Source organism: Klebsiella sp. 141153 (assembly GCF_032601995.1).
Taxonomy (GTDB): domain Bacteria; phylum Pseudomonadota; class Gammaproteobacteria; order Enterobacterales; family Enterobacteriaceae; genus Klebsiella; species Klebsiella aerogenes.
The window spans coordinates 440513-465002 of the sequence record NZ_JAQIRJ010000002.1 but is presented as its reverse complement, the minus strand read 5'-3'; the positions used below and the strand labels follow the sequence as shown (position 1 = coordinate 465002).

Genomic DNA, 24490 nt, shown 5'->3' with positions numbered 1-24490 from the left:
TTACCTCGTTATATCGTAGTGAAATGAAATGACTGACCGTAAACCGGCACCGCTCGGGTATCCGGATGACCGGCCAGCGAAATAAAAGCTCTGGCATTGCCGTCATAGGCGGCAATCTCTCCCGTTTCAATGTCATACACCCAGCCGTGTAGCGCCAGACGTCCTTCCTCAAGCGCCAGACGCACCGCCGGATGGGTTTGAATATTCGCCAACTGGGCAATCACGTTTTCATGCACCATCGCCGCGGTTTTGGCCTGCGGGTCGCGATGCTCGCGGGCATCGTTCACCACTTTTGCCGAATCCGCATATTGCAACCAGTGCTTAACGGCGGGGACATGATCCAGACAGCTACACTGCGCAATCGCCGTCATCGCCCCGCAATCGGAGTGACCGCAAATCACAATATCCGTGACCTTCAGGACGGCAACGGCATATTCCACCGATGCCGACACGCCGCCGGGCTCCGGACCGTAAGAAGGGACGATATTGCCGGCATTACGAATGACAAACAGATCGCCGGGTTCTCGCTGGGTAACCAACTCAGGAACCATCCGGCTATCGGAGCATGAAATAAACAGCGTACGGGGACTCTGCCGGGAGGCTAAACTTTTAAACAGTTCAGCGCGTTCAGGAAATGCATCACGTTGAAATTTAAGAAAACCATCAATGATTTCTTTCATGATAATGTCTACCTCGCTGTGGAATGTCAGGGAGGTTACGCGCCGCGTGGCATAAAATAAAAGTCTTGTTTATAATCAAATTCATTCAAAAAACTTATGAGTGAACGTGTGAATATTCGCTATGTCAGATATTTCCTCGCCGTCGCCGAACATCAGGGCTTTACCCGCGCGGCGGAAGCCCTGCACATTTCGCAGCCTGCGCTCTCACAGCAAATCAGGATGTTAGAAGAGAGCCTGGATGCGCAGCTTTTTGACCGCAGCGGCCGGCATATTCACCTGACAGATGCAGGTGAGGTGTTTTTGCAGTACGCCCGTCAGGCATTTCAGCTGCTGGATGAGGGCCAACGCGCCATTCATGATGTCGAAGACCTCAGTCGCGGTTCTCTACGCATTGCCGTGACGCCCACCTTTACTTCCTATTTCGTCGTCCCATTAGTGGCGGAATTTCATGCGCGTTATCCGCATATCACGCTGGATATACAGGAGATGTCGCAGGAGAAAATGGAAGGCATGCTGCTGGAAAATGAGCTGGATATTGGTATTGCCTTTGCTGGCGGAAGTGCGCCGGACATCGTTTCCACCCCATTGCTACAGGAGGTGCTGGCGCTAGTTGTCGCGGACCATCACCCGCTGGCCCGCGAAGACTCCCTTTCGTTGAGCCTGCTGGCCGCGGAGGAGTTTATTCTGCTTAATCATCATTTCGCCACCCGGTTGCAAATTGACCACTGCTTACAGCAAGCCGGTTTCCACCCGCAGGTGACCATTGAAATGCATTCGATCAACGCCATCCTCGATATCATCCAGCGAACCCAATTAGTCTCCATTCTGCCGCTGAATGTCGCCACCCAGCGTACCGGCCTGACGACCCGATTGCTTAAAGAAGCCGCGCTTGAGAGAACCGCGGTGTTAATGCAGCGCAAAGGCGCCCGGCCAAAAGCTGCAGCGCGGATTTTCGCCGAAATGGCCCAGCAGCTGGCTGCCCGAATAGAAAGTTAAGCGTACGATGGCGCGGCCAGCATCTGGCCCGCCTCCTCCCTTCTGCAACAATCTTACCGTAGCCAGTATGAACATTTGCGCAAAACAGATTTCCCGCGATTGGCATACTGAAATTGTTAACAATATGTATAATTTTATCTGCTAAGCGGTATTCATTATTCCGGCTTGAACGTCAGCATTATTTTCATCCTACCTTATTCCCCCTGACAAGGAATTGACAATGAGTGAACGCTCTCATGACCGAGGTAATAGCCTTGCGATGGTCATATATAATCTCCTCAATCCGGTGCCTTACGGCTTTTTTATCGCCGGTCTCATCTTCGATATTATTTATCTCTACAGTACGAACGTGATGTGGGGAAAAAGTGCCAGCTGGCTTATTGCCCTTGGCCTTATTTTTGCCATCATTCCGCGATTGATTAATCTGGCGCAGGTGTGGTTTTTTACTCCTCGACGCCCGGCGGCAAAAATTGATTTCTGGCTAAACCTTATCGCTATTATTGCCGCGTTGGTAAACTGTTTTGTTCATAGCCGCGACGCCTGGGCGATTGCGCCGCAGAACGTAATCTATTCATCGATTACCGTTATCTGCCTGCTGGTCGCCAATATTATCAGCTCCACTTGCCTGGCTAATAATAAGGGGATTCGCCATGAATAAATTACTACTGCCCCTGCCCGTTATGCTCGCCACGGCCCTTGCCCTGTCCGGATGCGATGAGAAAGCGAAACTTAGCCCGGATCAGCAGGTAGGGCCCGATCCCGTAATGCCGAAGGCCCAGGATTTCCTGATGCCGCCGATGCAGGTTCCCCGCGGCGTGGGCTGGAACACAGATGGACAACCGGCGGTTGCCCAGGGGCTGAAAATAGAAAAAATAGCCGATGGATTCCTGCATCCCAGAATGGTCTATGTCCTGCCAAACGACGATGTACTGGTCGTTGAAAGCAACGGTCCTGGCGAGGAGCCGCTGACTACGCCGAAGCAGCTGATTGCCGGGATAGTGAAAAATCAGTCAGGCAAAGGTGGAAAAGGCGGGAATCGCATTACGCTATTGCGTAAAAACGCCAGCGGCTGGGAAAAACATATTTTCCTTGAACACCTGCACTCGCCTTTCGGTGTCCAGCTGATTGGCGATAATCTATACGTCGCCAATACCGGCAATATCATGCGTTATCACTACCAGCCGGGGGCGACACATATCAGCGATGCGGGGAGCGAGCTGGCTGACCTGCCCAGCACCGTCAATCACCACTGGACCAAAGCGTTACTGGCAAGCCCGGATGGTAAGAAGCTGTATGTGGGCGTCGGCTCGAACAGTAATATCACCGAGAATGGGCTGGATATCGAATATCGTCGCGCCACCGTTCTGGAGGTTGATACGGCAACCGGCGCAAGCCGTATCTTCGCCAGCGGTATCAGGAATCCTACCGGACTCGGCTGGGAACCGCAGACGGGCAAGCTTTGGGCCATTGCCAATGAGCGCGATGAGATCGGCGCCGACCTGGTGCCTGATTATTTAACTTCGGTGCAGGATGGCGGATTTTATGGCTGGCCGTGGAGCTATTTCGGACAGCATGTGGATCGCCGCGTACAGCCGCCGCGCCCGGACATGGTCGCCAAAGCGATCAAACCGGATTATGCCCTGAGCTCCCACGTTGCGCCGCTGGGAATGCTGTTTTATACCGGAAAAATGTTGCCGCAGACCTATCAGGGCGGCGTGTTTATCAGCGAACATGGCAGCTGGGACCGTTCGCCGCTGAATGGCTACAAAGTCAGCTTTGTCGCCTTTAAAGACGGCAAGCCGGTCGGTAAACCTGAGAGCGTGGTCACCGGCTTTGTCTCCCGCGATGAGAAAGAACTGTACGGCGCGCCGGTCGGACTCGCGCAGGATAACGAAGGAGCGTTAATCATTGCCGACGATGTCGGTAATACCGTCTGGCGCGTCAGCGCAAAATAAAATATCACTATCAATTATCCGGCTTCCCGCAGTCAGGGAAGCCTTTTTTATATCCTGAGAATCATTATCCATAGATATTGCCGGGAATAATTCGAGAAACAAAGTGATAAGCTGTGACATCAGGACCGCTATTGTAGTCGGCTACACCAGAACAGGTTGCTGAGAAACATTCATCATCAATGAGACGTAAAACAGATGAACCATTTATCCGCAATCAGAACCTTCGTCAGCGCCGCTGATCATCAAAGTTTCAGTGCCGCCGCCAAATTCTTAAATATCGAAGTATCCACCGTCTCTCGCCATATTTCCGAGCTGGAAGCGTATTTACAGGTGACGTTGTTTAACCGCTCTACCCGCGGATTAGCACTAACCGAAACCGGAGCATTTTTTTACTCGCACGCCCAACAACTGTTATTACAATGGGAGGAAACCCGCCAGTTAACTTCCGCACTGGATAAACAACCTTCCGGCCTGCTGCGGTTAAGCGTACCCAGTACCTTTGGCCGTCTGCACGTTATGCCTTTTGTTGATGAATTTCTTCGCCTGCACCCCAACATTTCGCTGGATATCAGTTTTAACGATGAAGTGCAGGACCTGATTGAAGCGCGCATCGACCTGAGTATTCGCATTGGCATTTTGCCTGACTCCTCGATTCATGCCCGTAAACTGGCTTCGCAGACGCGCTCAGCCTGGGCCAGCCCGCAGTGGATTGCGGAAAACCGCCCTTCTGCCACGCCGGGCGCCGACCAGCAGCAGATCAATATCGTGATGTTTTCTCGTCTGCATGGCGCCGGTTGGTATACACGTAAGACGGGTTCAGAAGATGAATGGCAGCGCATCCCGATTAACTACCGACTGAGCGTTAGCGATAGCGCCGCCATGCTTTATGCCTGCGTCAATCACACCGGGATTGCGATTTTACCGAACTGGCTATCGCAGCAGGCTGAAGAACAAGGGCTTATTCAACGGGTATTCCCGGAATGGGAATTCAGTATGTTCCCCAGCGAAACCGCCATCTGGATGCTGTACCCACAAAACAGGAGAGTGCCGCATAAAGTCCGAGCCTTTATCGACTTTATGGTTGAAAAGATTGGGTTGCCGCCATACTGGGAGAAGGCGGATAATTAAAACAAAGAGAGCCGGAATTCCAGCGGGGAGCGTAAACCGCTCACTACGGAATATGTATAATTGGCCTCATCGAGGCCAATCTCACCATTAAAACAATATTCGTCATCATAAAACAGGTATGGTCGCAATCAACATTCATGGCTAATAATTCCCCCCCCCTCCTCAAACTATTTACTGCAAATAAAGACGCATAATACGCTCAAGCTAAATTTTTATGTTAAATATTGAGATATTTCTCGAGAAACGTCTCATTTTAACTTTCGCATAACGACATTATACTCCCCTGTGTTTTAAACCTAACCAGGAGAAATTTAATGTTGCTTTTCAAAGAAAAAATAAAACCATTGCTTGTCGCTATCCCCCTGATAATGTGTTTGCCGCAAAGCGCAGTAGCCAGAGACCTCGCCGGATGTAGTATCAAGAAACAGAAAATTCAAACACAAATCCGTTATGCCAAAGAGCATCATAATAATTACCGGGTTGCTGGCCTGGAGAGAGCACTCAGAAGAGTAGAAGCGAACTGTAGCGATGAATCTCTGCGCTGGGAACATGAACAAAAAATCAGAGAAAAACAGCAAAAAGTCAGTGAGCGAGAATTTGAACTTAAAGAAGCCAAACGTAGCGGGGATCCGAAGGACGTGAACAAAAAGCTAAAAAAACTTAACCAGGCTCGAGAAGAACTCGCCGAGTATCAGCAGTCGCTTTATCCATAATAGTAACTTCAGCGAGAGCAGCACGTTGCAGCGATCCGCGCTGTCACCCTAAGTATTCAGTATCAATTTGACTGTTGGATATCGCCAGTACCAGCTTTTTGCTTTCGCTGAGTGGATATTCCCATACCATAAATAGGACTATTTTGAATAACCGCAAGAGGCGTCCTATATCTTTTGCTCTGTTACCGCCGTACTATCGTTAGTATAAAAGCGGCAACTTAGCTTTCAGTAGCCAATAAGCCAAGAAAACTCAATGTTTTATTATGTAATAAGTAACCGGAGCAGTCATCTCTGCTCCATGGAAATTAATCAACCTGATTAAGCCATCAGTTTTTTCACATTGCATTAATTAAAAAGGAATTAGTCCATGTTCAAAAAAAGAATTATTTATGCGTTAATTGCCTCTTCAACCTTATACTTTGCAGTTAACTCTGCATATGCCCTGCCGGTAACGGATGGTACTATTAATTTTACGGGTAAAGTTGTCGATGCTAGTTGTACCGTCGCAGCTGGCAGTGTCAGCCAGACTATTCCTCTTGACCCAGTAAGTACGACATTACTGAAAACAGCTGGTGATACTGCTAATCCTACGAATGTACCTATCGTACTTGAGGAGTGCAACACTAATACATCAAATACGGTACAGGTGGTTTTCTCAGGCAACAGCATCCCTGGCGATTCAACCGTATTATCTTTAGTTGACGGTGGAAACTCAGCAACTCAGGTTGGAATTAAATTGTATGATAGCGAAAACAATGAAATTAAACTGGATGAGCCAACCGCGCCAATTAGTTTAACTACCGGTCAAACTACGCTGAATTTCATGGCTAAATATTATGCATTAGGCCAGGCCGGCGCTGGTGATGTGAATGCTACTGCAACTTTCACCATGATTTATCCATAAGAACTTTTATTTAAAGTCATGTTCGTTCCGGGGGCATATTTATGCCCTTAATTGGATAAGCATTCACCAGTGCGAAAAATATTTTTCTTACAGTTAATTGGAGTGCATTTTGAAAAGTTTTTTTTCACTGTTAATTCTATCTACTTCCATAATTTTATTTTCTAGCAACTCCTCTTTTGCTGGCGGAGTCGGACTTGGGGTAACCCGTTTAATTTATCCCTCTGATGTCAGGCAATTATCTCTCTCAGTCAGAAATACAGACGAAAATATGGCGTTTCTGATTCAACCCTGGACTGAAGACTATCAGGGTAACCGAACCAGCGACTTTATGATCACTCCGCCACTCTCCGTGCTAAAGCCGAAGAGTGAAAAGCTTCTGCGTATAATATACGCGGGTCCGGAGTTACCGACAGATAAAGAAAGCCTCTTCTGGTTGACGGTAAAAGCGGTGCCTCCTGTAAACGAAGAGAAACAAGGTAATACATTGCAATTGGCATCGGCTAATCGCATTAAACTATTTTATCGTCCGCAGACCTTAACGATAAGGCCACAAGATGCACCAGCAATGTTAAGCGCTAAAAAAAATGGTAACGAAATCGAATTAGCTAACCCTTCGCCCTATTTTTTGACCATGGTAAATATAACCGTCAATGGGCGTAATTTAAATCCACTAATGGTTCCGCCCCAGCAAAGCATTAAAATTAAAAATGGCGCAACACCAGGTGGAGTAATAAAGTTTCAGACAATTAATGACTATGGTGCTCAAACCAAACCAATAACGTTGCATTTCTAATTTGTCTGGATGATATGATTCGACTCTCAGGACTTGAAGTAAAATGGATGCTGAACATTCTCTTATACACACTACCCCCCTATTTTTAGCAACTGGTTTTGTTATAATTTTCTTCACCCTAACACATGAAAGTCAAGCTGCCGGCTATAAATTCAACCCTGCATTCATCAGTGATAAAAACAATACAGTTGCCGATCTATCATCGTTTGAACAAGGCCTTGAATTACAGCCTGGATATTACAAGGTAGATATTTTTGTAAATAATAAGTATCTCAAAACTGATACTTTTTTGTTTGAGGTTCAAACCAGAAATAATACAGCCATTTTAGCCCCTTGTGTTTCCTTTGCTGCCCTGGGAAACCTGGGTTTGAACCCAATTGTCTTGAAAAAATTTAAATCTACTCATGCTACAGAATGTATAGATTTTAGCCTATTCCCTGATATATCAGTAATATTTGACCAGCAATTGATGAAACTCTCCTTTTCCATTCCTCAGATTTTATTAAAAAATAAAGCGAGAGGAGCCATCGCCCCCGAAGAATGGGAAAACGGGATCACTGCGGCAATGCTTAACTATACGTTTAGCGGCAACGATTATCATTACCGTTCGGGTACTAACTCTCCACAGAGCAATTATTTTCTCGGCCTTAATGGAGGAGTCAACTGGGGTCCATGGCGATTAAGAAACCAGCAAAACTGGGTTTATAACACCCACAATGGCGGTGAGTGGAGCCATATTAATAGTTATTTACAACGTGATATTCGTGTTCTCAGGAGCCAAATCACTCTGGGTGAAACGAATACCGCCTATAACATATTCGACACCGTTGGACTTCGCGGAATTCAACTTGAATCGAAGGATTCCATGCTGCCAGACAGTCTACAGGGATTCGCCCCGACAGTACGCGGGATTGCGAAAAGTAATGCCCGGGTGACTATCAGGCAAAATAATAATGTTATTTATCAGACGTTCGTTGCGCCTGGTGCTTTTGCTATTGACGATTTATACCCAACATCAGCCAGCGGAGATTTGAACGTTGAAGTGATGGAAGAGAACGGGCAATCAACAAACTATATCGTACCCTACTCTAGCGTCCCTAACCTTGTCAGAGAAGGACACCTAAAATATGCGCTCAGTGCAGGTCATTATCGTTCTGGTTTAAAAAGCGAACAAAACAAGCCTTTTTACACACAAACTTCTTTATTTTGGGGCTCCCCCTGGGGTTTGACGCTGTATGGTGGAGTGCAATTATCACAAAGATATAAGGCGACCGCACTGGGCCTCGCCAGAAACATGGGGGCATGGGGAGCCATTTCCCTGGATATTACCCATGCGGAGAGTCAGCTATCAAACGATGAAAAACATCGTGGTAATTCACTGCTACTTCGTTATGCCAGGTCACTTACTGATTTTGGTACCAACTTTAATTTTGCTGCATATCGCTACTCTACCGATGGCTTCTATTCATTTAGTGATACCACTTATAAAAAGATGAAAGGTGAAACCATCGAGTATAATACTGATGAAAATGGCAAACCGGTGATTAACACAACTAATAGCTATAACCTGCGCTATGCTAAAAAGGCGATGTCTCAAATCCTGATTTCGCAAAGCTTACACGGGCTTGGCTCCGCTTATGTATCGTTCAACCATCAGGACTATTGGCGTTCAGAGAAAAAAAATACCAACTTGCAATTTGGCTATTCCGGCAGCGTGGGCAATCTTTCTTATACCCTAAGCTATGCTCAGAACCGTAATCCGTGGAACGCAGAAAAAGATAAAATCGTCAATCTGGCGTTTTCTTTGCCTATTTCGAGTTTTTTAACCAACGCTTCTAAAACTACAGCAAGAATCAATACTTCAATGATGAGAACTGATAAAGGTGATTATAATGAGATTATCGGCCTTAGCGGTAATGCACTTGATTATAATAAGCTAAGCTACAACCTCTATCAATATCACCAACGCCATTCACCTGTCGGCGGTAATATAGCCTTGAATTATAAAGGACGCTATGGCATTACCGATCTTGGTTATAGCTATTCCCGGGATAATCAGTCTTTGAAATATGGATTTACCGGAGCAATGGTCCTCCATGAAGACGGACTGACGCTGGGCCAGCAGTTAGGAAACACAAATATTCTGGTGAAAGCCGTGGGGGCGTCTGATGCAGAACTGGTGAATGGGACCGGCATCCAGACTGACGGACATGGATATACGATTATTCCTTATGCAACCGCCTATCGTGAAAATCGAGTTCAACTACGCGAGGAGACATTAAACCAGGACGTTGAATTGGATGAAGCAGTTAAAACGGTCATCCCTTCAGAAGGCGCGCTGGTGCGCGCGACCTTCAAAGCGCGAGTCGGTAAGAAAGTCATGTTCAGACTCGTTAAAGACGATCGACAGCCTTTGCCTTTTGGCACCATCGTCAACGCTGAAACGGATGATGGCGCCATTAATAACGGCATCGTTGATGATTCTGGTTTTGTTTATATCAATGGACTAGCAGATGTTGGCCAATTAACCGCCAGATGGGGAAAATCTAATACTCAAGTTTGTACTGCAAAATACGATATCAGGGCATTAAAAAGCAATACAGTGACAGGTATTTATTCGACGTCAGTAAGGTGTAAATAATGAAAATTGTCATGCCGTTATTGGTTTTATTTATGCCGTTTTTGATACGCAACGCTTTCGGATATGATGTTTTACTTAATGTTACCGGACAAATTACCGCTAGCGGTTGCGTCGTTGAAAACGACTCCAGAATGATTGATGTAGATATGAAAGAGATCAATATAACACAGCTGACGCAGACCAATAGCAGCGCACAAATGGTACCTTTCACCATCCGATTAATGGATTGTGCGGCCTCGGTCAGCGGTGCGGTAGTGACATTTTCCGGCGTTCCCGATCGAACAAATAGCGATTTTTTAGCATTGTCCGAAGGTGGCGCCAGCGGCGTCGCGATTAAAATCTTGAATGAAGATAAAACGATCGTTCCTCTGGGCAGCGCATCAAAAAATTACTTGCTGAACGAAGGTAACACCATGGCATTACAGTTTTATGCTCAGTACATTGCCACCGGCGCCTCACTTAGCGCAGGAGAAGCAAATAGTACGGCGACTTATATCGTTACTTTCCCGTGATTTTATCTAGTAGGTCAATTTTTCATTCTATTCTCGCTAACTTATTAGCTATAAAATGGACCCCATCATTAATGAAAATTATATTAAAAATATTAATTACGATTTTATCTATTTCATATAGTTACTTAGCGTTGGCCATTACCGCCACGACACCTCAGATTGTGCTTACCCCTGCGCCAATCAGCGTCACACAAAATGCTGACGCCTCCACCTTTGGTCAGCAGATAGGCGCTACCACTACAGTCAGCGTAGACAATGTTTTTAACTGTCCAAACATATTCTTCCTTTGTAGATCAGCAACCGTTAGGCTTGCCAACGGAATACAACCTTCTGGCGTCACATTAACGGTAGATGGTCAGGTTTACGGTGTTTATGAAACAGGCGTACCTGGTATCGGTTTTACTATTGGCGTCAAGGATACTAATGCTTCTAAGTATATTCCGCTGACCGATCAAGAGAGCCAAACCTGGAGCGGTACAGTTAGCTATATAGGCTTTAGTGTACAGATTCATTATGTTAAAATTAGCGGGCGTCTGGAAACCGGAATAGTTACAACGCCTGAAATTACTGCCGCAGTGCTGACCGGACTTGAGCATGGAACAGGGGTAACAGCCACTTCCAATATAGTGATTAGTCCTACCACTATCTCAACAACTGCCAATGGCTGCGAGGTGGACCAATCTTTAATCAACTTTCCCATGGGAGAGGTCAGCGAGAGCGTATTCAAAGGCGTGGGAAGCCGCTCCGACGGCATTTCATCCACAATTACATTGAACTGTGATGCCAATATAGCATTGGCAATGGTTATTACCGATCAATCTGATGTATCTAATACCAGTAAAACCGTAGGATTGACCCCTGACTCTGATGCAAAAGGGATCGGCGTACAGTTTTTTGTTGATAGCGAAGAACCCATTTCGTTAGGGCCCGATAGTTCATTAAAAGGCACCACCGGCCAGATTCAACTGGTCACAACTAAAGAACAGGGAAATGTCGCTATTCCCGTTACGGTAAGATATGTGCAAACTGGGGAGATTACGGCTGGTAGCGCGAATGCAATTGCCAGTATAACTTTCTCCTATCAATAGAAAAATATCACCAGTGGTTGCTATAATCCGCAAGAAAATGGTTGTGCCAGAATAAGCCATGCAATACCTTGCATGGCTTATTATCAAGTATCGAAGATATTAATATTGTTTTTAAATTTTTGAATGTATAGCTCATTAAAAGTTCTCAGCCCATGGCGTCTGACTGCTTTCATTTTATATCCGCTGACCGTTGTCACAGATAGATTTAATATTTTTGCTATTTGGTTTTGAGTGTAACCCTTAAAAAGCAGGTCGAGGACTTCATACTCTTTCTGTGTTCCTTTCAGGACATTCCCCCAAATATCGCCCAGAAAATAGTCCTCAGTATCCTTTGGCGGTGCTTTTAGCATCCACTCTATCGCTTCTTTTAAAAATGAATATGATGCTTTCTTGCATATCACCAGGTCGGACAAATGATTAATTATCGTCGAGTAATTTTTCTTCCTCGCGGTTAGCGTTACCATAAAAATGTTCTTACCGCGCTTCCTTTCGAGATAAATCTTTTTAGCATGCAGACTAACGTTAGGCGAGTCTCCATCTATAAAAAAGACATAGCAATTGCTGTTATGGTATAAACCGCTCAAGGTTTTGTTCATATCATCAATAATTGATGTAAACGTGACATTACTTAATTGGCAAGGATAATCGGATCGACTAAGAATCAAGGCGCATTCTCCCTATAAAACACTCGCATAAGATAACTTTGTTGATTATTCATTTGTCTTTTGTTGAACAATCTTTAAGATTTATCCTACTTGTGTTCCATAAATTTCCTCACTCATTTTTTCTGAATCTTTCTCTGTCAGTTACATTCCCTAAAATAAGAATTCATGAGTTCTCATGAGAGCCATAAAAAACCAATTAAAACAATATATTGCGTTAAACTTGTCATAAATAAATGATAATCAATATTGCTTGCGTTAACGTTTAAATGAAGCAACAAAAAATTATAAAAACCTGTCATGCATTTATTATTTCACTACTGATAACAGTAACGCTTTACATAATTTTCACCAATTAACCATCAATACATATTGTTGTGTTATATGTTTTTTTGTCATATACTTTTATCGTAACAGATCTATCATATTAATTAGCGTTCTAATGAATGAAAGAAAAATATCTTATCAATAACAGTGTGTACTTCTACCCTGCGCAGCAATTATTAGTACCAATATCAGAAGAGTATGCGCAAGTTTCTTTAAATGTGCCGGCAAGCAGGTGCTTAACCCTACTATTAGAAAAGAAGGGTGAGATCGTCACAAAATATGATTTTTCGCAAGATGTTTGGCAAAGCAGGGGTCAATACACCAGCGCCAATACGCTTTATCAAAACATTTCGCTAATACGTAAAGCTCTGCGAGAAGTAGGTATTTCTCATGATGCTATCCATACCATACCTCGAGAAGGATTCAGCTTTCTGGGTACAGCTATTCTTATGCAGGAGGATAATACCCCTACAGAAAACGTACCTCCTGGAGGATCTGCGTCTAAGGAAAAGCGTCATGATGTATCTGTAAGTTATAATATGGAAATTATAAATAATGACTACAGTGCCCATGGTATATATTCCCCTACACAACATAAAATACCAGAGATTAACCCTGGACCTCCCCAGAGAACCAGCGTTTCTCCCTTGAAAGCTACGCTTAATTTCATCGACATTATTTATCAATACAAATGGCTATCAGTTTCTGCGGCCCTATTATTGATGCTATCAATTTTCACCTTTTATTATTACTTAAGTGATAACACTCATGATTACTTTAAAAACTATTACAGCATAGGTGATATAAACAACTGTACCTTAATGAAAAGTGAGAAGGATAAGCTTAGACAAAAAGCGGATTATTTTTCTATTTTTCAGCAGAAAGATATTCACTGTGAAACGGCAAAAAATGTCTACATCGCAATGAATACTCGTGCCACGAAGATTTTTATGCATTTTTGTAATAAAAACACCGATGATACCTCTTCTTGCTTTTCAACTTTTTTTATCGAGCGCTAACATGAAAAAGAAATGGATTTTTGTTTTGGTATTGTTAACCCTCGCCTTATCTCCATTGTTACTCAATGTCACTGAAAATTATGATAAAGATCACTTCTCCTGCTGGGGGAAAATTAGTTTTAACAGGCAAGCGGGAACTTACTCAGTGAAAGTGAGATATGTTTTTAATGGCGATACCGGAAAGGTTATTACGATTGGAGAATATAATGAACCAGGATTGCCTGCGCGCAAAGTAACACAGAATTTGGCTTTTAAATTTACCAGGCAAGGGAATGTATATACCATGATCTCGACTCTCTCACTGCTTACCGCTTCCCAGGCCCGGCTTTTGAGCGGTGTGGTACCTGATTTTTACCTCTATGAAGATCGAGGCTTACAGCTATTTATCCATAAACAAGGACGCAATGGACTCGTCTTCTCTACGGCGTCTTTACCCATATTTATCTGTACCTTACAGTAGATGCGAGAGCAACTGAAGGAAAAGAATTGCTGACTTCACCGGCAAGATTAAAGTGGCTCCCCTCCCCGATGTTTACTCTGTTGCTCAAAACCCAATCAGATCAGAGGGCAATAGCTGAAGGATAAAGCTAAAAGAATTTACGTGGATGGGAGTTTACATGGCCTTCTGTCAATCTGACTGATCCGCAACGGCGGGAAAAGAGTATGTATGCAGTTTCATGTTCTGCATATCCAGAGCGTATCTAATATTGAAATGCCACAGGCTATAGATAGAAGACTAAATCCATAAAGTGTGGTCATCAAAGCGTTGTCCTGAGTAGGTGTAGGGCTCTTCAGCAGTAAAGCTCCTTTCGTTCAACAGCACTTCCCGTATGAATAAACCTTCAGTGAAGCCATGTACGCACCATTACTGAATGGTTGTCTCTACTGGCTTTTGCTGATGCCTGTCATGTGATCGTTCACAATCAGTCGTGTTCATACACAGCCAGTTAGACATAGATTCATTACGTTCTCCCTTATCAGTAGCTACGAAATTGAGAAATGCGTCACAATACAGAAAACAACTTAACAGGTTAACCGGTTAAGTTGAGTTGAGTGGTTGATCGGGCAAACTGGTACAGGTATCGTAAGACTACGAAATAAAATCAATGTAGACAGAAACTGGCGAAACAATGAAAGCATCGGCACAGTCAACGAAGTACCAGGTGATTAAAACGGCCCTGTTAGACGAAATTAGAGACGGTACCTTTAAGCCCGGCGAAAAATTTTACAGCGAGTCGGAATTAAAAGAACGCTACTCTGTGAGTTCTGCCACGGTAATTCGTGCCATTCATGAATTAGTGAATGATGGTTATTTGATCCGCTACCAGGGAAAAGGTACTTTTGTTTCGAAAGCCAAACGCAATGAGAGTATTATTTTTTCAGAGTCAGATAACGATTTAAAAGGTATGCAGTCAGTTAAAGTTATCCAATGCGAATTAGAAAACGTTTCTGACATTAAAGAAAAGCTTGGTTTAAAAGATGATGAAAGATATTACCGCATTGCGCGCTTGAAATTTGACAGCAACAAACCTTACGCACTGCAAATTTCCCATATACCGGCTCACTATTTTTCCAGTAAATTGACGGTTAAAAACTCGGCTCTCAGTTCCATTTACGAGGCATTTAAAGTCAACAATGGTCTTGATATGTATACCATGCCGTACCGACAAACTATCTGCGCCCAAACCGATGTCGAGCCTGAAGTACTGCAGCACCTTGGTCTCGGCGCCAATCAGCCCGTTATCATGATGAAGCGTTTTACCAATAACGAGCAGGGCCAGATCATTGAATATATTGAAACCTGGAAACGGTTAGAATCATTTTATATTGAAATCAGAACACCAGATAAGGGGGCAGGATGAATCAAATATTATTAATCTCTCATGGAGGTTTCGCCAGCGGCGCCAGACAGGCTACAGAATTGATTCTCGGCGCACAGCCTAACCTCCATGTAGTTGAACTGGATGGTGAGAAAGGTATAGCAGTATTTAAACAGGAACTTCGCGATAAAATAACCGCCCTCAGTACAGCAGAATCAAACATTATTATTCTTTCTGATTTAAAAAGCGGTTCGCCGTATAACTCCGCAATGGAAGTTATTGTCAGCAACAACCTGTGGGATAATATCACCCTACTCTCTGGGATGAATTTAAACTTAATTCTCGAAATAACAATGGCGATTGATGAAAATCATACTCCCGCCTCGCTGAATGAAATAATAACAACGGCGCGTGATGGTATTTACCATTTACAGCAGGCAGCGCTTGCCGCGCAAACAGATGACGGAGACGAATAAAAAATGGAGCACATTGCGGTCTGGCAGATAGCGTTACTAACGCTCTATTCAGGGCTGGCGATATATGACGGCAACAACACGACGCTTGGGCTGGTGAAACCGAGCATGGCGGGCTTCTTTGCCGGGATGATTATGGGTGACATGAACACCGGTCTTATCGTTGGCGGCACCCTGAACCTGCTGGTGCTGGGCGTGGGTAACTTCGGCGGCGCATCGATTCCGGACTACATGACCGGCGCGGTGCTGGGAACCACCTTTGCCATCATCAGCGGCCAGGGCGCGGCGTTCGGTGCCACCATTGCCGTACCGATTGGGCTCTTAATGGTGCAGCTGGATATCCTCGCCCGCTTCACCAACACCTTTATTCATCATAAGGCCGATAAGCTGATTGAAGACGGTCAGGTGAAGGCGGCGGCAAGAATGAACCTGCTGGGCCAGGTGCCGATCTCGCTCTCGCGGATGCTGCCGGTGCTGTTAGCGCTGCTCCTCGGGGCAACCTTCGTTAATGACGTCGTGACCTGGATCCCTGCTTCCATCATGAACGGTCTGAAAGTCGCCGGCGGCGTACTGCCTGCGTTAGGTATCGCCATCCTGCTTCGTTATTTACCGATTAAGAAGAACATCTCATTCCTGATTCTGGGCTTCTTTCTGTCGGCCTATCTGAAAGTGCCGGTGCTGGGTGCCGCACTGCTGGGACTGGCGATTGCGCTTTACGTCTTCAACTCAGAAAAACAGGCAACGCAAACCACCGAGTCCCCGGCAAATGGAGCAATGGGCGATGAATAAAGTACTAACACGCGTATTCTGGCGCTGGTTTCTCTTCGGTCAGTCTGGCTGGAACTACGAAAAAATGCAGGGTCTGGGCTATCTGTACAGCATCTACCCGTTCCTTGAGAAGAAATACACCAGACCTGAAGAGCAGAAGGATGCAGCTAAAGCACACAGCCAGTTCTTTAACACCAACAACACCATGGCGCCAGGGATCCTCGGGGTAAATATCGCCCTGGAAGAGCAGACCGGGCTTGCGGGTAAAGATGCCGTTGCCGGGATCAAAACCGGTCTGATGGGGCCGCTGGCGGGCATCGGAGATACGTTGTTCTTCGTTATCCCGACCACCATTATCGGTTCCGTCGCGTCATACCTCGCGCTACAGGGCAACCCGGTAGGGCTTATCCTCTGGCTGCTATTCGCTCTGGTTCGCATGTTGTTTATGCGCTTTAGCATCAGTAAAGGGTATCAGGAAGGGGTGAACCTGCTGGGATCGTTGACCAACAGCCTCAACAAAATTACCCGTGCGGCCAACATTCTCGGGCTGACGGTCATCGGGGCGCTTATTCCCTCGGTGGTGAAGGCAAATCTTAACTTCGAGTTCAGCTACGGCGAAGTGTCGCTGAAGCTGCAGAGCATTGCCGACCAGATAATGCCGGGGCTTATTCCACTGCTGGTTGTGGGGTTCACTTACTGGCTACTGGGGCTCAAAAAGATGAACTCAACTCGCGTCATTTTCGTTCTGATTATTTTAGGTATCGTTGGCTACAACCTGAATATTCTCGGTTAAGCAACACATTGATTTAAGGAAGTTATTATGAAAGGTATTGTTCACATCCGCGTCGATGACCGACTGATCCACGGCCAGGTGGCTACCCGCTGGGTAAGCCATTTCAACGCCAACCGCATTATGGTGATTGACGACACCGTTGCTGCAAACGACGTCGAAAAGATGCTGCTGCGCAGTGCGGCACCGGAAGGCTGCAACACCTCTATTCTCTCTTTTGAGAAAGCGAGCGCCAATATCCTCGCCGGGAACTACGACGGTCAGCGAGTGCTGATCCTGCTGAAAACGCCGGAGCTGGCGCTGAAGCTGATGAACTGCGGCGCTGCCCTCACCCAGCTCAATATCGGCAATATGTCCAACAAAGACGATCGTCGCCAGATTAAACGTTCGGTAAGCGTTAACGATGCAGAGATTGCTGCCATCAACGCGTTGCTGGAAAAAGGCGTAGCGGTCACAGCACAGATGACCCCGGAAGAACCAAACGCCTGTATCACTACGTTTTTAAAAGCCGATAAGGGATAAGGAATGTCACCACATCAGCAGCAGTATTATCAGCATGTATTAGCAACGCTGGATCAGGTGTTTCTTACTCAGAGTGCTGAAGTTGAGCAGGCGGCGGCGCTGTTTGCCGAGTGCGTCAAAGCCAACGGCATCATTCACGGTTTTGGCTCCGGCCATTCGTTTGCCGCGGCGGTCGAGCTGGCCGGTCGTGCGGGTGGCCTGGTCAACACCAAAGCCATCGATCAGTTCTATGGACCAACCGGCTGGTTTGATTCGCTCAAAGGGATTGGCGATATCTTTTCCGGGCTGCTGGATCTGCGCGAGGCAGACTGCTTTGTGATTATCTCCAACTCCGGCACCAAGCCGCTGCACGTTGAGCTGGCACGCAAGGTTAAAGAGATGGGACTGAAGCTGGTTGTTATCACCCGCTACACCGGAGAGTCTGTATCAACGAGCGAGAGCATTTGCGACTATGCCGACGTCATTCTCGATAACGGCTGTCCGGCCGGTGACTGCACGCTGAGTATAGATAACGGCAACATCATGACCGGCCCGGTGTCCTCGCTTTCTGCGGCCTTCATCATCAATAACGTAGTAATCCGCTGCATCGAGATGCTGCTGGAACAGGGTATCGCGCCGCCGGTGATGCGCAGCATCAATCTGGCCGGTGGCAAAGAATACAACGATGCGCTGATGAGTCAGTACAAAGAGCGCGTGTTTACGCTGTAGGGGAAAAACATGAAAGAGACTCTGTCTAATCGCCTCGCACCGCTGCCCTTTCCTGCTATCACTCCCGACGAGTGTCGGGATGCGCTGGCGGCATGTGTGCAGCGCATCACGCGCAACATGGGCCTGTATGGCGAGAAATTCCCCTCAGCCTGCACTCACCACAATCGCTACGTCCTGAAAGAGAATAACGACTGGACCAATGGTTTTTGGACCGGGATGCAGGCCATGGCCTGGGAGTTCAGCGGCGATACGGCATACCTGGACGGCGTTGAACGTAACGTCGCCAGTTTTAAAGCGCGCCTGGTGGCACACCATGTCCTTGACCATCACGATATCGGCTTTCTTTATAGCCTGTCGGCGGTCGCGCACTGGAAACTGACGGAGCGCGACGAGTTAACCCCGCTTATCGTGGCGGCAGCCGATCTGCTGGTGAATCGTTTTCACGACAGCGCCGGTTTTATCCAGGCCTGGGGAACGCTTAATGACCCGCAGGAGTACCGGCTTATTATCGATTCACTGATTAACCTTCCTCTGCTCCACGTGGCGGCGAAGATCAGCGGTGAGTCGCGTTATAGAATCGTTGCTGAACGTCACTATGCGGCGGTTATCAACAACATTTTTCGCGCAGATGGCTCTACTTTCCATACCTTCTATTTTGACCCGAAAAGCGGTGCGCCTTCACACGGGAAAACCTTCCAGGGGTACAGCGACAACTCCTGTTGGGCGCGCGGACAGGCGTGGGCCATTCTCGGGATCCCACTTCACTGGTCTGCCACCGGGGAAACCGACTACTACGAGCGCTGGCAGCAGGCCTGCGAGTACTTCTTCCGCTACCTGCCGGAGGACGGTGTTCCGGCCTGGGATCTGCTGCTTGCCACTGATCCGGCGGCGCCAAAAGACAGCTCCGCGCTGGCCATTGCCGTGTGCGGCATGCTCGAAGCGCACAAGCACTTCCCGGAGGCCGGGTACGAGAAACTGGCGCGTCAGCTTCTGCAGGCATTAATGCGCGGCGCTTCTGCCCGCGATGACGACGCCTGCGAAGGCTTACTTAAACACGGTGTTTACGCCTATGCCCTTGGCAAAGGCATCGATGAATGTAATCTCTGGGGGGATTACTTCTACATGGAAGCGTTATACCGAATCTACCAACCGCAATGGTCAGGATACTGGTTATGACAATGATTCAAAGTTATTTAAATATCGTCCAGAAGAAACTTAACGACATTACCCAACAGGAAAGCCATAAAATCACCTCCGCCGCCGGGCAACTGGCAAAGGTCATTAATCAGGGTGGTGTAGTTTATATTTTCGGCTGTGGTCACTCTCATATTTTCGCTGAAGATATGTTTTATCGCGCCGGCGGTATCGCCCCAGTCCGGCCGATATTTATCGAGCCTTTAATGCTACATGAAGGTGCGGCTGCTTCATCGTATTATGAAAAGCAAAATGATTATATCGCTGGGCATCTGGAGAAGTTCGCGATAACCAATAAAGATGCATTAATTGTTATTTCAACTTCCGGGATCAACCCCGCGCCGGTGGATGCGGCATTGTGGGCAAGACAGCACGGGGCATTGACGTTGGCGCTGACCAGTTTCCTGTATGCCGAGACCCAACCGTCGAAGCACAAGGCTGGCCTCAAACTGCGCGACTGCGCAGATATCGCGATAGATAACCAGGTACCCATCGGTGATGCGGTGCTGTCGCTTGCGGATCATACGACGCCGTTTGCGCCAGTCTCCTCGATGACCGGGCTCTTTATTATGCACAGCCTGTTTGCAGAAATCATCGCAAAGCTGGGGCGTGATAATAAATGTCTACCGGTGTTTTTGAGCGGTAATATTGCTAATTCGGCGCAACATAATGAATATCTCCTGGAAAAATATGGCCCCCGGATCCCGGAGCTGATAAATAACAATAATTTTAAATAAGTAGTACGTCCCCTCGCCCTACAATACAGGGTTTTATAAGGTATATAATAATGACAATTCATAAACTCAGAGTTTCTCTGTGTGCATCGCTGTTGCTTTTTATTGCCCCAAATGCCTTTGCGGAAGAAGAAACGGATTATGAAGCGCCTTCGCAGTTTGAGAAAGCGTTTTATGATGAAGGCAAATTAAACTTCAATACCTCGTTATACATTCGTCATCGTGCAGTCAAAGATCCTACTACCGGTAAATACGGACTGGGTCCGGCCGGGATCCAGAACCAGACCGGTAACGTGGCGATTAGCTATATTTCTGGCTATTACAAAGATGTCATTGGCTTTGATTTCTGGGGCAACGCCAATATCAAACTCGGGCATACTGTCGGTCAGTCGGAGATCCTTTACTACGACTACGAATGTGGCCAACCAGGCAAGTTCAGCCCATGCGAGAAGTCCTACATGAGCGTGTCGGTTGCCGCACTAAAGCTCAATCTTGGCGATGCAGGTACCAACTTCAAGCTGGCGGCGGGTTATACCCCCATCAACTCCGGTACCGTTAAAAGCAGTTGGGGTCTCAACCCCCACGCTTTCCGCGGGTTTGACAGTGCCCTGACCCTCGATAAACTGCGGCTAACCTACGCCTGGGCCGACCGCTTCAAGAACGACTGGAGCCGTGATTTTAAACCGATGACTACGGCCTGGCACCAAAACAACGCCGCCGGGCTTGATGACAACGGCAAAATTATTAAAGCCGGTGAAATAATCGATTACATTCACACGGTGGGTGCGGTCTATAACTTCGGAAATACCGTTCTCGACGTTGGTTACGGCGAAGGTAAAGGCTATCGTCGCAACTGGCAGGCGCTGGTCGAACGGAACGATACTTTGACCAAAGCTTTCTCCCTGCAAAGTAAGCTCTTCTATCAGGGCGCGCGCTACATCGAAGATCTGTCGAAGATTAAAGCTCCATCAACGGAATACTATGTAGGGATAGGTTTTAACCTGAGTCACAACAATACCGTGTGGTCGCTCGGCTACAGTCAGAACTACGCACCCAACACCGGGGATTACAACTTCCGCTTAACCCCGTGGGCGAACTCCGATAAGCGTGATTATCAGCCAACGCTGTCACAGCTGGAAGACTTTAACGTTTCCGGCGCCCATGCTGTTCGTTTTGGCGTGAGTTATAACTTCGCAGATTTTAATCTACCGGAGCTAACCCTGGGAGGGGCCGGAACCTACGGCTGGCATGTGGTGAGCGATGTCAGCAAAACCGGTTCAGTGAGAAAGTACGACGGTAGTATGGTGTCTTTCGATCTATCCGCTCGCTACTCGGTAGCCGAGGGCATGGCGAAAGGCCTCTCCTTCACCCTGCTCCCTGCACTGTTCAGGTCGACGGACAGCAACTATAAAACCGATCGTAACGACGTGAAGTTTATCGTCGGCTACAGCTTCAATATCTTCTAAGCCGTGCCCCCTCAATAAAACATGAGGGGGCGCACATAGGTTCATAATATTTGTTCTAGTGCTCAGGTTGCAACGAGAACCGGTTCGATGTGTTCATGATTGCAGGTCATTTAATTTATGGAGATAACAACATGCAGACTGAACCTGAAGTATTAATCGACCATACCGACGTGATTCGCTTCACCAGCATTGAACGTATCATCACCGGGCGTAACACTGCACCAGCACAGATTGAAACGCTCATTCAACAACTTGCCGATATCTCGGCACTGACCCGCAGTATCAGGGGAAAACGGTCCTCGACTGGACTATGACTCAGGACTTCCACCGTGGCTGCTGGCTGATAGAGAAACCAGAAGCCGCCATGAAAGCCATTATCCGTAATCTTGAAAGCAGTATATGGCGTGATTCGATGAAGAAGTCCGGTATGCTGAGTCTGATAGATGTTCAGGCGCATGACCAATGGTATTGTCCGACGAATTCTCAAGCTCACCATCACAGCCAGGCTGTTATGGCATACCAGATGGTAACTTAATACCGATAAAAAAGAAAAAGCCCCGAGCTAATAATTAGCTCGGGGCTTATATTTGGCGGAAGCGTAGAGATTCGAACTCTAGAACCCTTTCGGGTCGCCGGTTTTCAAGACCGGTGCCTTCAACCGCTCGGCCACGCTTCCGGTATGGGGCGCACTATAAACACCTCTGCCGATGCTGTAAAGCATCATTTTGTTCAACTGCCTTAAAAACAAACAAATCTGCGTTATTCGTCTGAATTTCAGGCAGTTTGCGCAGAAATTCGGCGTTAAGAACGCCCTTTGACTCAATGTTTTATGATGTACATATCTTTGGTGTAGTAATAGCCCAGCTTATCCGGCTCGAACCCGCCGACCCACGGCTTCACTAAATGGGTTCGCACATAGTGATAAACCGGAATCGCGGGCACATCCTCAGCCAACAGATCCTCGGCTTGCTGATAGAATTTGCCTCGCGCGGCGGTATCCGCCGCCTTCGCCGCATCATGCAGCGCTTTATCATAGGCCGGGTTACTGTATTGGCTGGTGTTTTCGCTGTCGCCGGTGCGGAAGTTATTCAGGAATGACGCCGCATCGTCATAATCGGCGATCCAGGCATAACGCACGGCATCAAAATTATGCGTATGCATGGTATCCAGCATCGTCTTCCACTCCTGGTTCTGCAGCTTCGCCTCTACGCCGAGATTTTTCTTCCACATTGAACTGGCGGCGATGGCAATGCGCTGGTGCGTCTCCGAGGTGTTATAAAGCAGGTTAAAGACTAAAGGATGACTTTCGTTAAAGCCCGCCTCGTTAAGCAGTTTTTTTGCCTCAGCAATGCGTTTGTCGCGCGGCCAGCTGGCGTAATCCGGTTGTTTCAGCGTGACGCCGCCAATATCGGGCTGGCTAATTAGCCATGCCGGACGCTGTCCCTGCCCCATCACCTTATCGGCGATGATATCTTTATCCAGCCCCATGTTGAGCGCCCGGCGCACTCTGGGGTCATTAAAGGGCGGTTTAGTGGTATTGAGTTCGTAATAGTAGGTCGCCAGCTGCGGAGAAACATTCAGCTGCGAGCCCATCGTTTTCTTCAGTAACGCAAACTGGTTCACCGGCACCGTATAAACAATATCTATCTCACCGGCTTTATAACGATTCACATCCGCCGCTTCGGAGGTAATCGGCAGATAGGTCACTTTATTAATTACCGTATGTTCATTATCCCAGTACGTAGGGTTGCGTTGCGCCACGATGCGCTCGTTGACGACCCACTTCGAAAGCGTATAAGGGCCGCTGGTGACGATATGTTCCGGTTTAGTCCATTTGTCACCAAAGCGCTCCACCAGCACCTTATCAATAGGCACCAGCGACGGGTGAGCAAGCATTGCGAGGAAGGCGGCGTTAGGCTGATCCAACGTGATCTGCAGCGTGGTATCGTCCAGCGCTTTTACGCCGAGAGTTTCCGGCGACTGTTTTCCCTCCGAGATATCGCGGGCGTTAACGATATGCATATTACCCGGATAGCTGGCGTACGGCGAAGCGGTGGTCGGCGTGACCAGCCGCTGCCAGCTCCAGACGATATCCTGCGCGGTAATCGCTGTCCCATCGGACCAGGTGATGCCAGGACGCAGATGGAAAGTCCAGACGAGGTTATCTTTATTCTCCCACTTCAGCGCCAGCCGCGGCTGAATCTCGCCCTGCGGTGAAACGCTCACCAACCCTTCGAACAGATCGCTGATGATAATAAACTCGACGTCGCTTTCGACCTTATGCGGGTCGAGCGAAGCGGGTTCATTACCGTTGTTCCTGACGAGCTCCTGTTTTGCTGCAAGTTCGGTACCCTGCGGGACCTGGGCGGCCATTGCCGTGGCCGCGCTGCCGAGTAAACCCAAAACCAGTAATGCGTGTGTGATGTGGTTATATTGTTTTCGTTTCATTTCCCTTGCCTTTATGCTTCGTTGATACCCCTTCCACACTTAGTCGCTGACTGGCATTAAGGCAATATTTTTCAGTGACCTATAAGATTCAGATCTGCTTTCCGACGTTGAACGCATAAACATACTGTCTTAATCTATTTTACCAGAAT

Annotated in this window: 24 protein-coding genes, 1 tRNA gene and 1 pseudogene; 22 read left to right on the top strand and 4 right to left on the bottom strand. The window is 47.2% G+C overall.

The genetic code is table 11. The features are described from left to right. Positions 1-8: 8 nt before the first annotated feature. The gene (locus PGS10_RS05190) at positions 9-680 is read right to left on the bottom strand and encodes a carbonic anhydrase (RefSeq protein ID WP_063414351.1); all 672 of its coding nucleotides are present in this window, start codon (positions 678-680) and stop codon (positions 9-11) included. A gap of 96 nt (positions 681-776) precedes the next feature. On the opposite strand from PGS10_RS05190, the gene cynR reads away from it, so the two are divergent. The 10 genes from cynR to PGS10_RS05140 all read left to right on the top strand — a co-directional run bounded on the left by cynR (position 777) and on the right by PGS10_RS05140 (position 11410). Beyond that, positions 777-1676 (top strand): transcriptional regulator CynR, encoded by a 900-nt coding sequence (gene cynR, locus PGS10_RS05185; RefSeq protein WP_410477085.1) that lies wholly within the window; start codon positions 777-779, stop codon positions 1674-1676. Positions 1677-1896: 220 nt separating this feature from the next. Further along, complete coding sequence (locus PGS10_RS05180; RefSeq protein WP_045397745.1) at positions 1897-2334, top strand: DUF2231 domain-containing protein; 438 nt, start codon at positions 1897-1899, stop codon at positions 2332-2334. Further along, positions 2327-3631 (top strand): PQQ-dependent sugar dehydrogenase, encoded by a 1305-nt coding sequence (locus PGS10_RS05175; protein WP_316422523.1) that lies wholly within the window; start codon positions 2327-2329, stop codon positions 3629-3631. The genes PGS10_RS05180 and PGS10_RS05175 overlap by 8 nt, the downstream gene beginning before the upstream one ends. A gap of 195 nt (positions 3632-3826) precedes the next feature. Continuing rightward, entirely contained in the window at positions 3827-4759 is a 933-nt protein-coding gene (locus PGS10_RS05170; protein WP_316422522.1) for a LysR family transcriptional regulator, read from the top strand. A 314-nt stretch (positions 4760-5073) separates the two neighbouring features. After that, entirely contained in the window at positions 5074-5472 is a 399-nt protein-coding gene (locus PGS10_RS05165) for a DUF1090 domain-containing protein (RefSeq protein ID WP_064590745.1), read from the top strand. A 367-nt stretch (positions 5473-5839) separates the two neighbouring features. Beyond that, positions 5840-6376 carry a fimbrial protein gene (locus PGS10_RS05160; protein ID WP_049061436.1) on the top strand — a complete coding sequence of 179 codons (537 nt, stop codon included), beginning with the start codon at positions 5840-5842 and terminating at the stop codon, positions 6374-6376. Between the two features lie 109 nt (positions 6377-6485). Continuing rightward, complete coding sequence (locus PGS10_RS05155) at positions 6486-7169, top strand: fimbria/pilus periplasmic chaperone (protein WP_289576948.1); 684 nt, start codon at positions 6486-6488, stop codon at positions 7167-7169. 43 nt (positions 7170-7212) lie between these two features. Then, positions 7213-9810, top strand: coding sequence for a fimbria/pilus outer membrane usher protein (locus tag PGS10_RS05150; protein WP_316422520.1), 2598 nt, complete (start codon positions 7213-7215; stop codon positions 9808-9810). Further along, a complete protein-coding gene (locus tag PGS10_RS05145) occupies positions 9810-10322 on the top strand; it encodes a fimbrial protein (RefSeq protein WP_049061433.1) in 513 nt (170 codons plus the stop codon). Before PGS10_RS05150 ends, PGS10_RS05145 begins: the two co-directional genes overlap by 1 nt. A 71-nt stretch (positions 10323-10393) precedes the next feature. Then, entirely contained in the window at positions 10394-11410 is a 1017-nt protein-coding gene (locus PGS10_RS05140; RefSeq protein WP_316422519.1) for a fimbrial protein, read from the top strand. Positions 11411-11493: 83 nt separating this feature from the next. Here the strand turns inward: PGS10_RS05140 and PGS10_RS05135 are convergent, their stop codons facing one another. Then, a complete protein-coding gene (locus PGS10_RS05135; protein ID WP_161801954.1) occupies positions 11494-11874 on the bottom strand; it encodes a helix-turn-helix domain-containing protein in 381 nt (126 codons plus the stop codon). 644 nt (positions 11875-12518) lie between these two features. On the opposite strand from PGS10_RS05135, the gene PGS10_RS05130 reads away from it, so the two are divergent. The 12 genes and pseudogenes from PGS10_RS05130 to PGS10_RS05075 form a co-directional block, all read left to right on the top strand. Then, positions 12519-13418 (top strand): winged helix-turn-helix domain-containing protein, encoded by a 900-nt coding sequence (locus tag PGS10_RS05130; protein ID WP_316422518.1) that lies wholly within the window; start codon positions 12519-12521, stop codon positions 13416-13418. 1 nt (position 13419) lies between these two features. Next, entirely contained in the window at positions 13420-13878 is a 459-nt protein-coding gene (locus tag PGS10_RS05125) for a hypothetical protein (RefSeq protein ID WP_049061429.1), read from the top strand. A 670-nt stretch (positions 13879-14548) separates the two neighbouring features. Continuing rightward, on the top strand, positions 14549-15280 hold the full coding sequence (locus tag PGS10_RS05120) for a GntR family transcriptional regulator (RefSeq protein ID WP_000647589.1): 732 nt from the start codon (positions 14549-14551) through the stop codon (positions 15278-15280). Continuing rightward, positions 15277-15714, top strand: a complete 438-nt coding sequence (locus tag PGS10_RS05115; protein ID WP_001071841.1) for a PTS sugar transporter subunit IIA — start codon at positions 15277-15279, stop codon at positions 15712-15714. Before PGS10_RS05120 ends, PGS10_RS05115 begins: the two co-directional genes overlap by 4 nt. 3 nt (positions 15715-15717) lie before the next feature. Next, positions 15718-16500 carry a PTS mannose/fructose/sorbose/N-acetylgalactosamine transporter subunit IIC gene (locus PGS10_RS05110; protein ID WP_045375555.1) on the top strand — a complete coding sequence of 261 codons (783 nt, stop codon included), beginning with the start codon at positions 15718-15720 and terminating at the stop codon, positions 16498-16500. Further along, positions 16493-17272 carry a PTS system mannose/fructose/sorbose family transporter subunit IID gene (locus PGS10_RS05105; protein WP_316422517.1) on the top strand — a complete coding sequence of 260 codons (780 nt, stop codon included), beginning with the start codon at positions 16493-16495 and terminating at the stop codon, positions 17270-17272. Before PGS10_RS05110 ends, PGS10_RS05105 begins: the two co-directional genes overlap by 8 nt. 27 nt (positions 17273-17299) lie before the next feature. Further along, positions 17300-17791 carry a PTS sugar transporter subunit IIB gene (locus PGS10_RS05100; RefSeq protein WP_047041836.1) on the top strand — a complete coding sequence of 164 codons (492 nt, stop codon included), beginning with the start codon at positions 17300-17302 and terminating at the stop codon, positions 17789-17791. A 3-nt stretch (positions 17792-17794) separates the two neighbouring features. Continuing rightward, a complete protein-coding gene (locus PGS10_RS05095; RefSeq protein ID WP_316422516.1) occupies positions 17795-18499 on the top strand; it encodes a sugar isomerase domain-containing protein in 705 nt (234 codons plus the stop codon). 9 nt (positions 18500-18508) lie between these two features. Next, positions 18509-19675: a glycoside hydrolase family 88 protein gene (locus tag PGS10_RS05090; protein WP_316422515.1), complete on the top strand. Its 1167-nt coding sequence runs from the start codon at positions 18509-18511 to the stop codon at positions 19673-19675. Then, positions 19672-20430, top strand: a complete 759-nt coding sequence (locus PGS10_RS05085) for an SIS domain-containing protein (RefSeq protein ID WP_316422514.1) — start codon at positions 19672-19674, stop codon at positions 20428-20430. Before PGS10_RS05090 ends, PGS10_RS05085 begins: the two co-directional genes overlap by 4 nt. Positions 20431-20480: 50 nt before the next feature. Continuing rightward, entirely contained in the window at positions 20481-21893 is a 1413-nt protein-coding gene (locus PGS10_RS05080) for an OprD family outer membrane porin (RefSeq protein ID WP_316422513.1), read from the top strand. Between the two features lie 131 nt (positions 21894-22024). Further along, positions 22025-22362 (top strand): annotated as a pseudogene (locus PGS10_RS05075) (DUF4942 domain-containing protein); the annotation flags it as partial. 119 nt (positions 22363-22481) lie between these two features. Here the strand turns inward: PGS10_RS05075 and PGS10_RS05070 are convergent. Together PGS10_RS05070 and PGS10_RS05065 are read right to left on the bottom strand one after the other, a co-directional pair. Then, positions 22482-22569: transfer RNA gene (locus PGS10_RS05070), tRNA-Ser, on the bottom strand. Positions 22570-22712: 143 nt separating this feature from the next. Next, on the bottom strand, positions 22713-24341 hold the full coding sequence (locus tag PGS10_RS05065; protein WP_316422512.1) for an ABC transporter substrate-binding protein: 1629 nt from the start codon (positions 24339-24341) through the stop codon (positions 22713-22715). Positions 24342-24490: the final 149 nt, after the last annotated feature.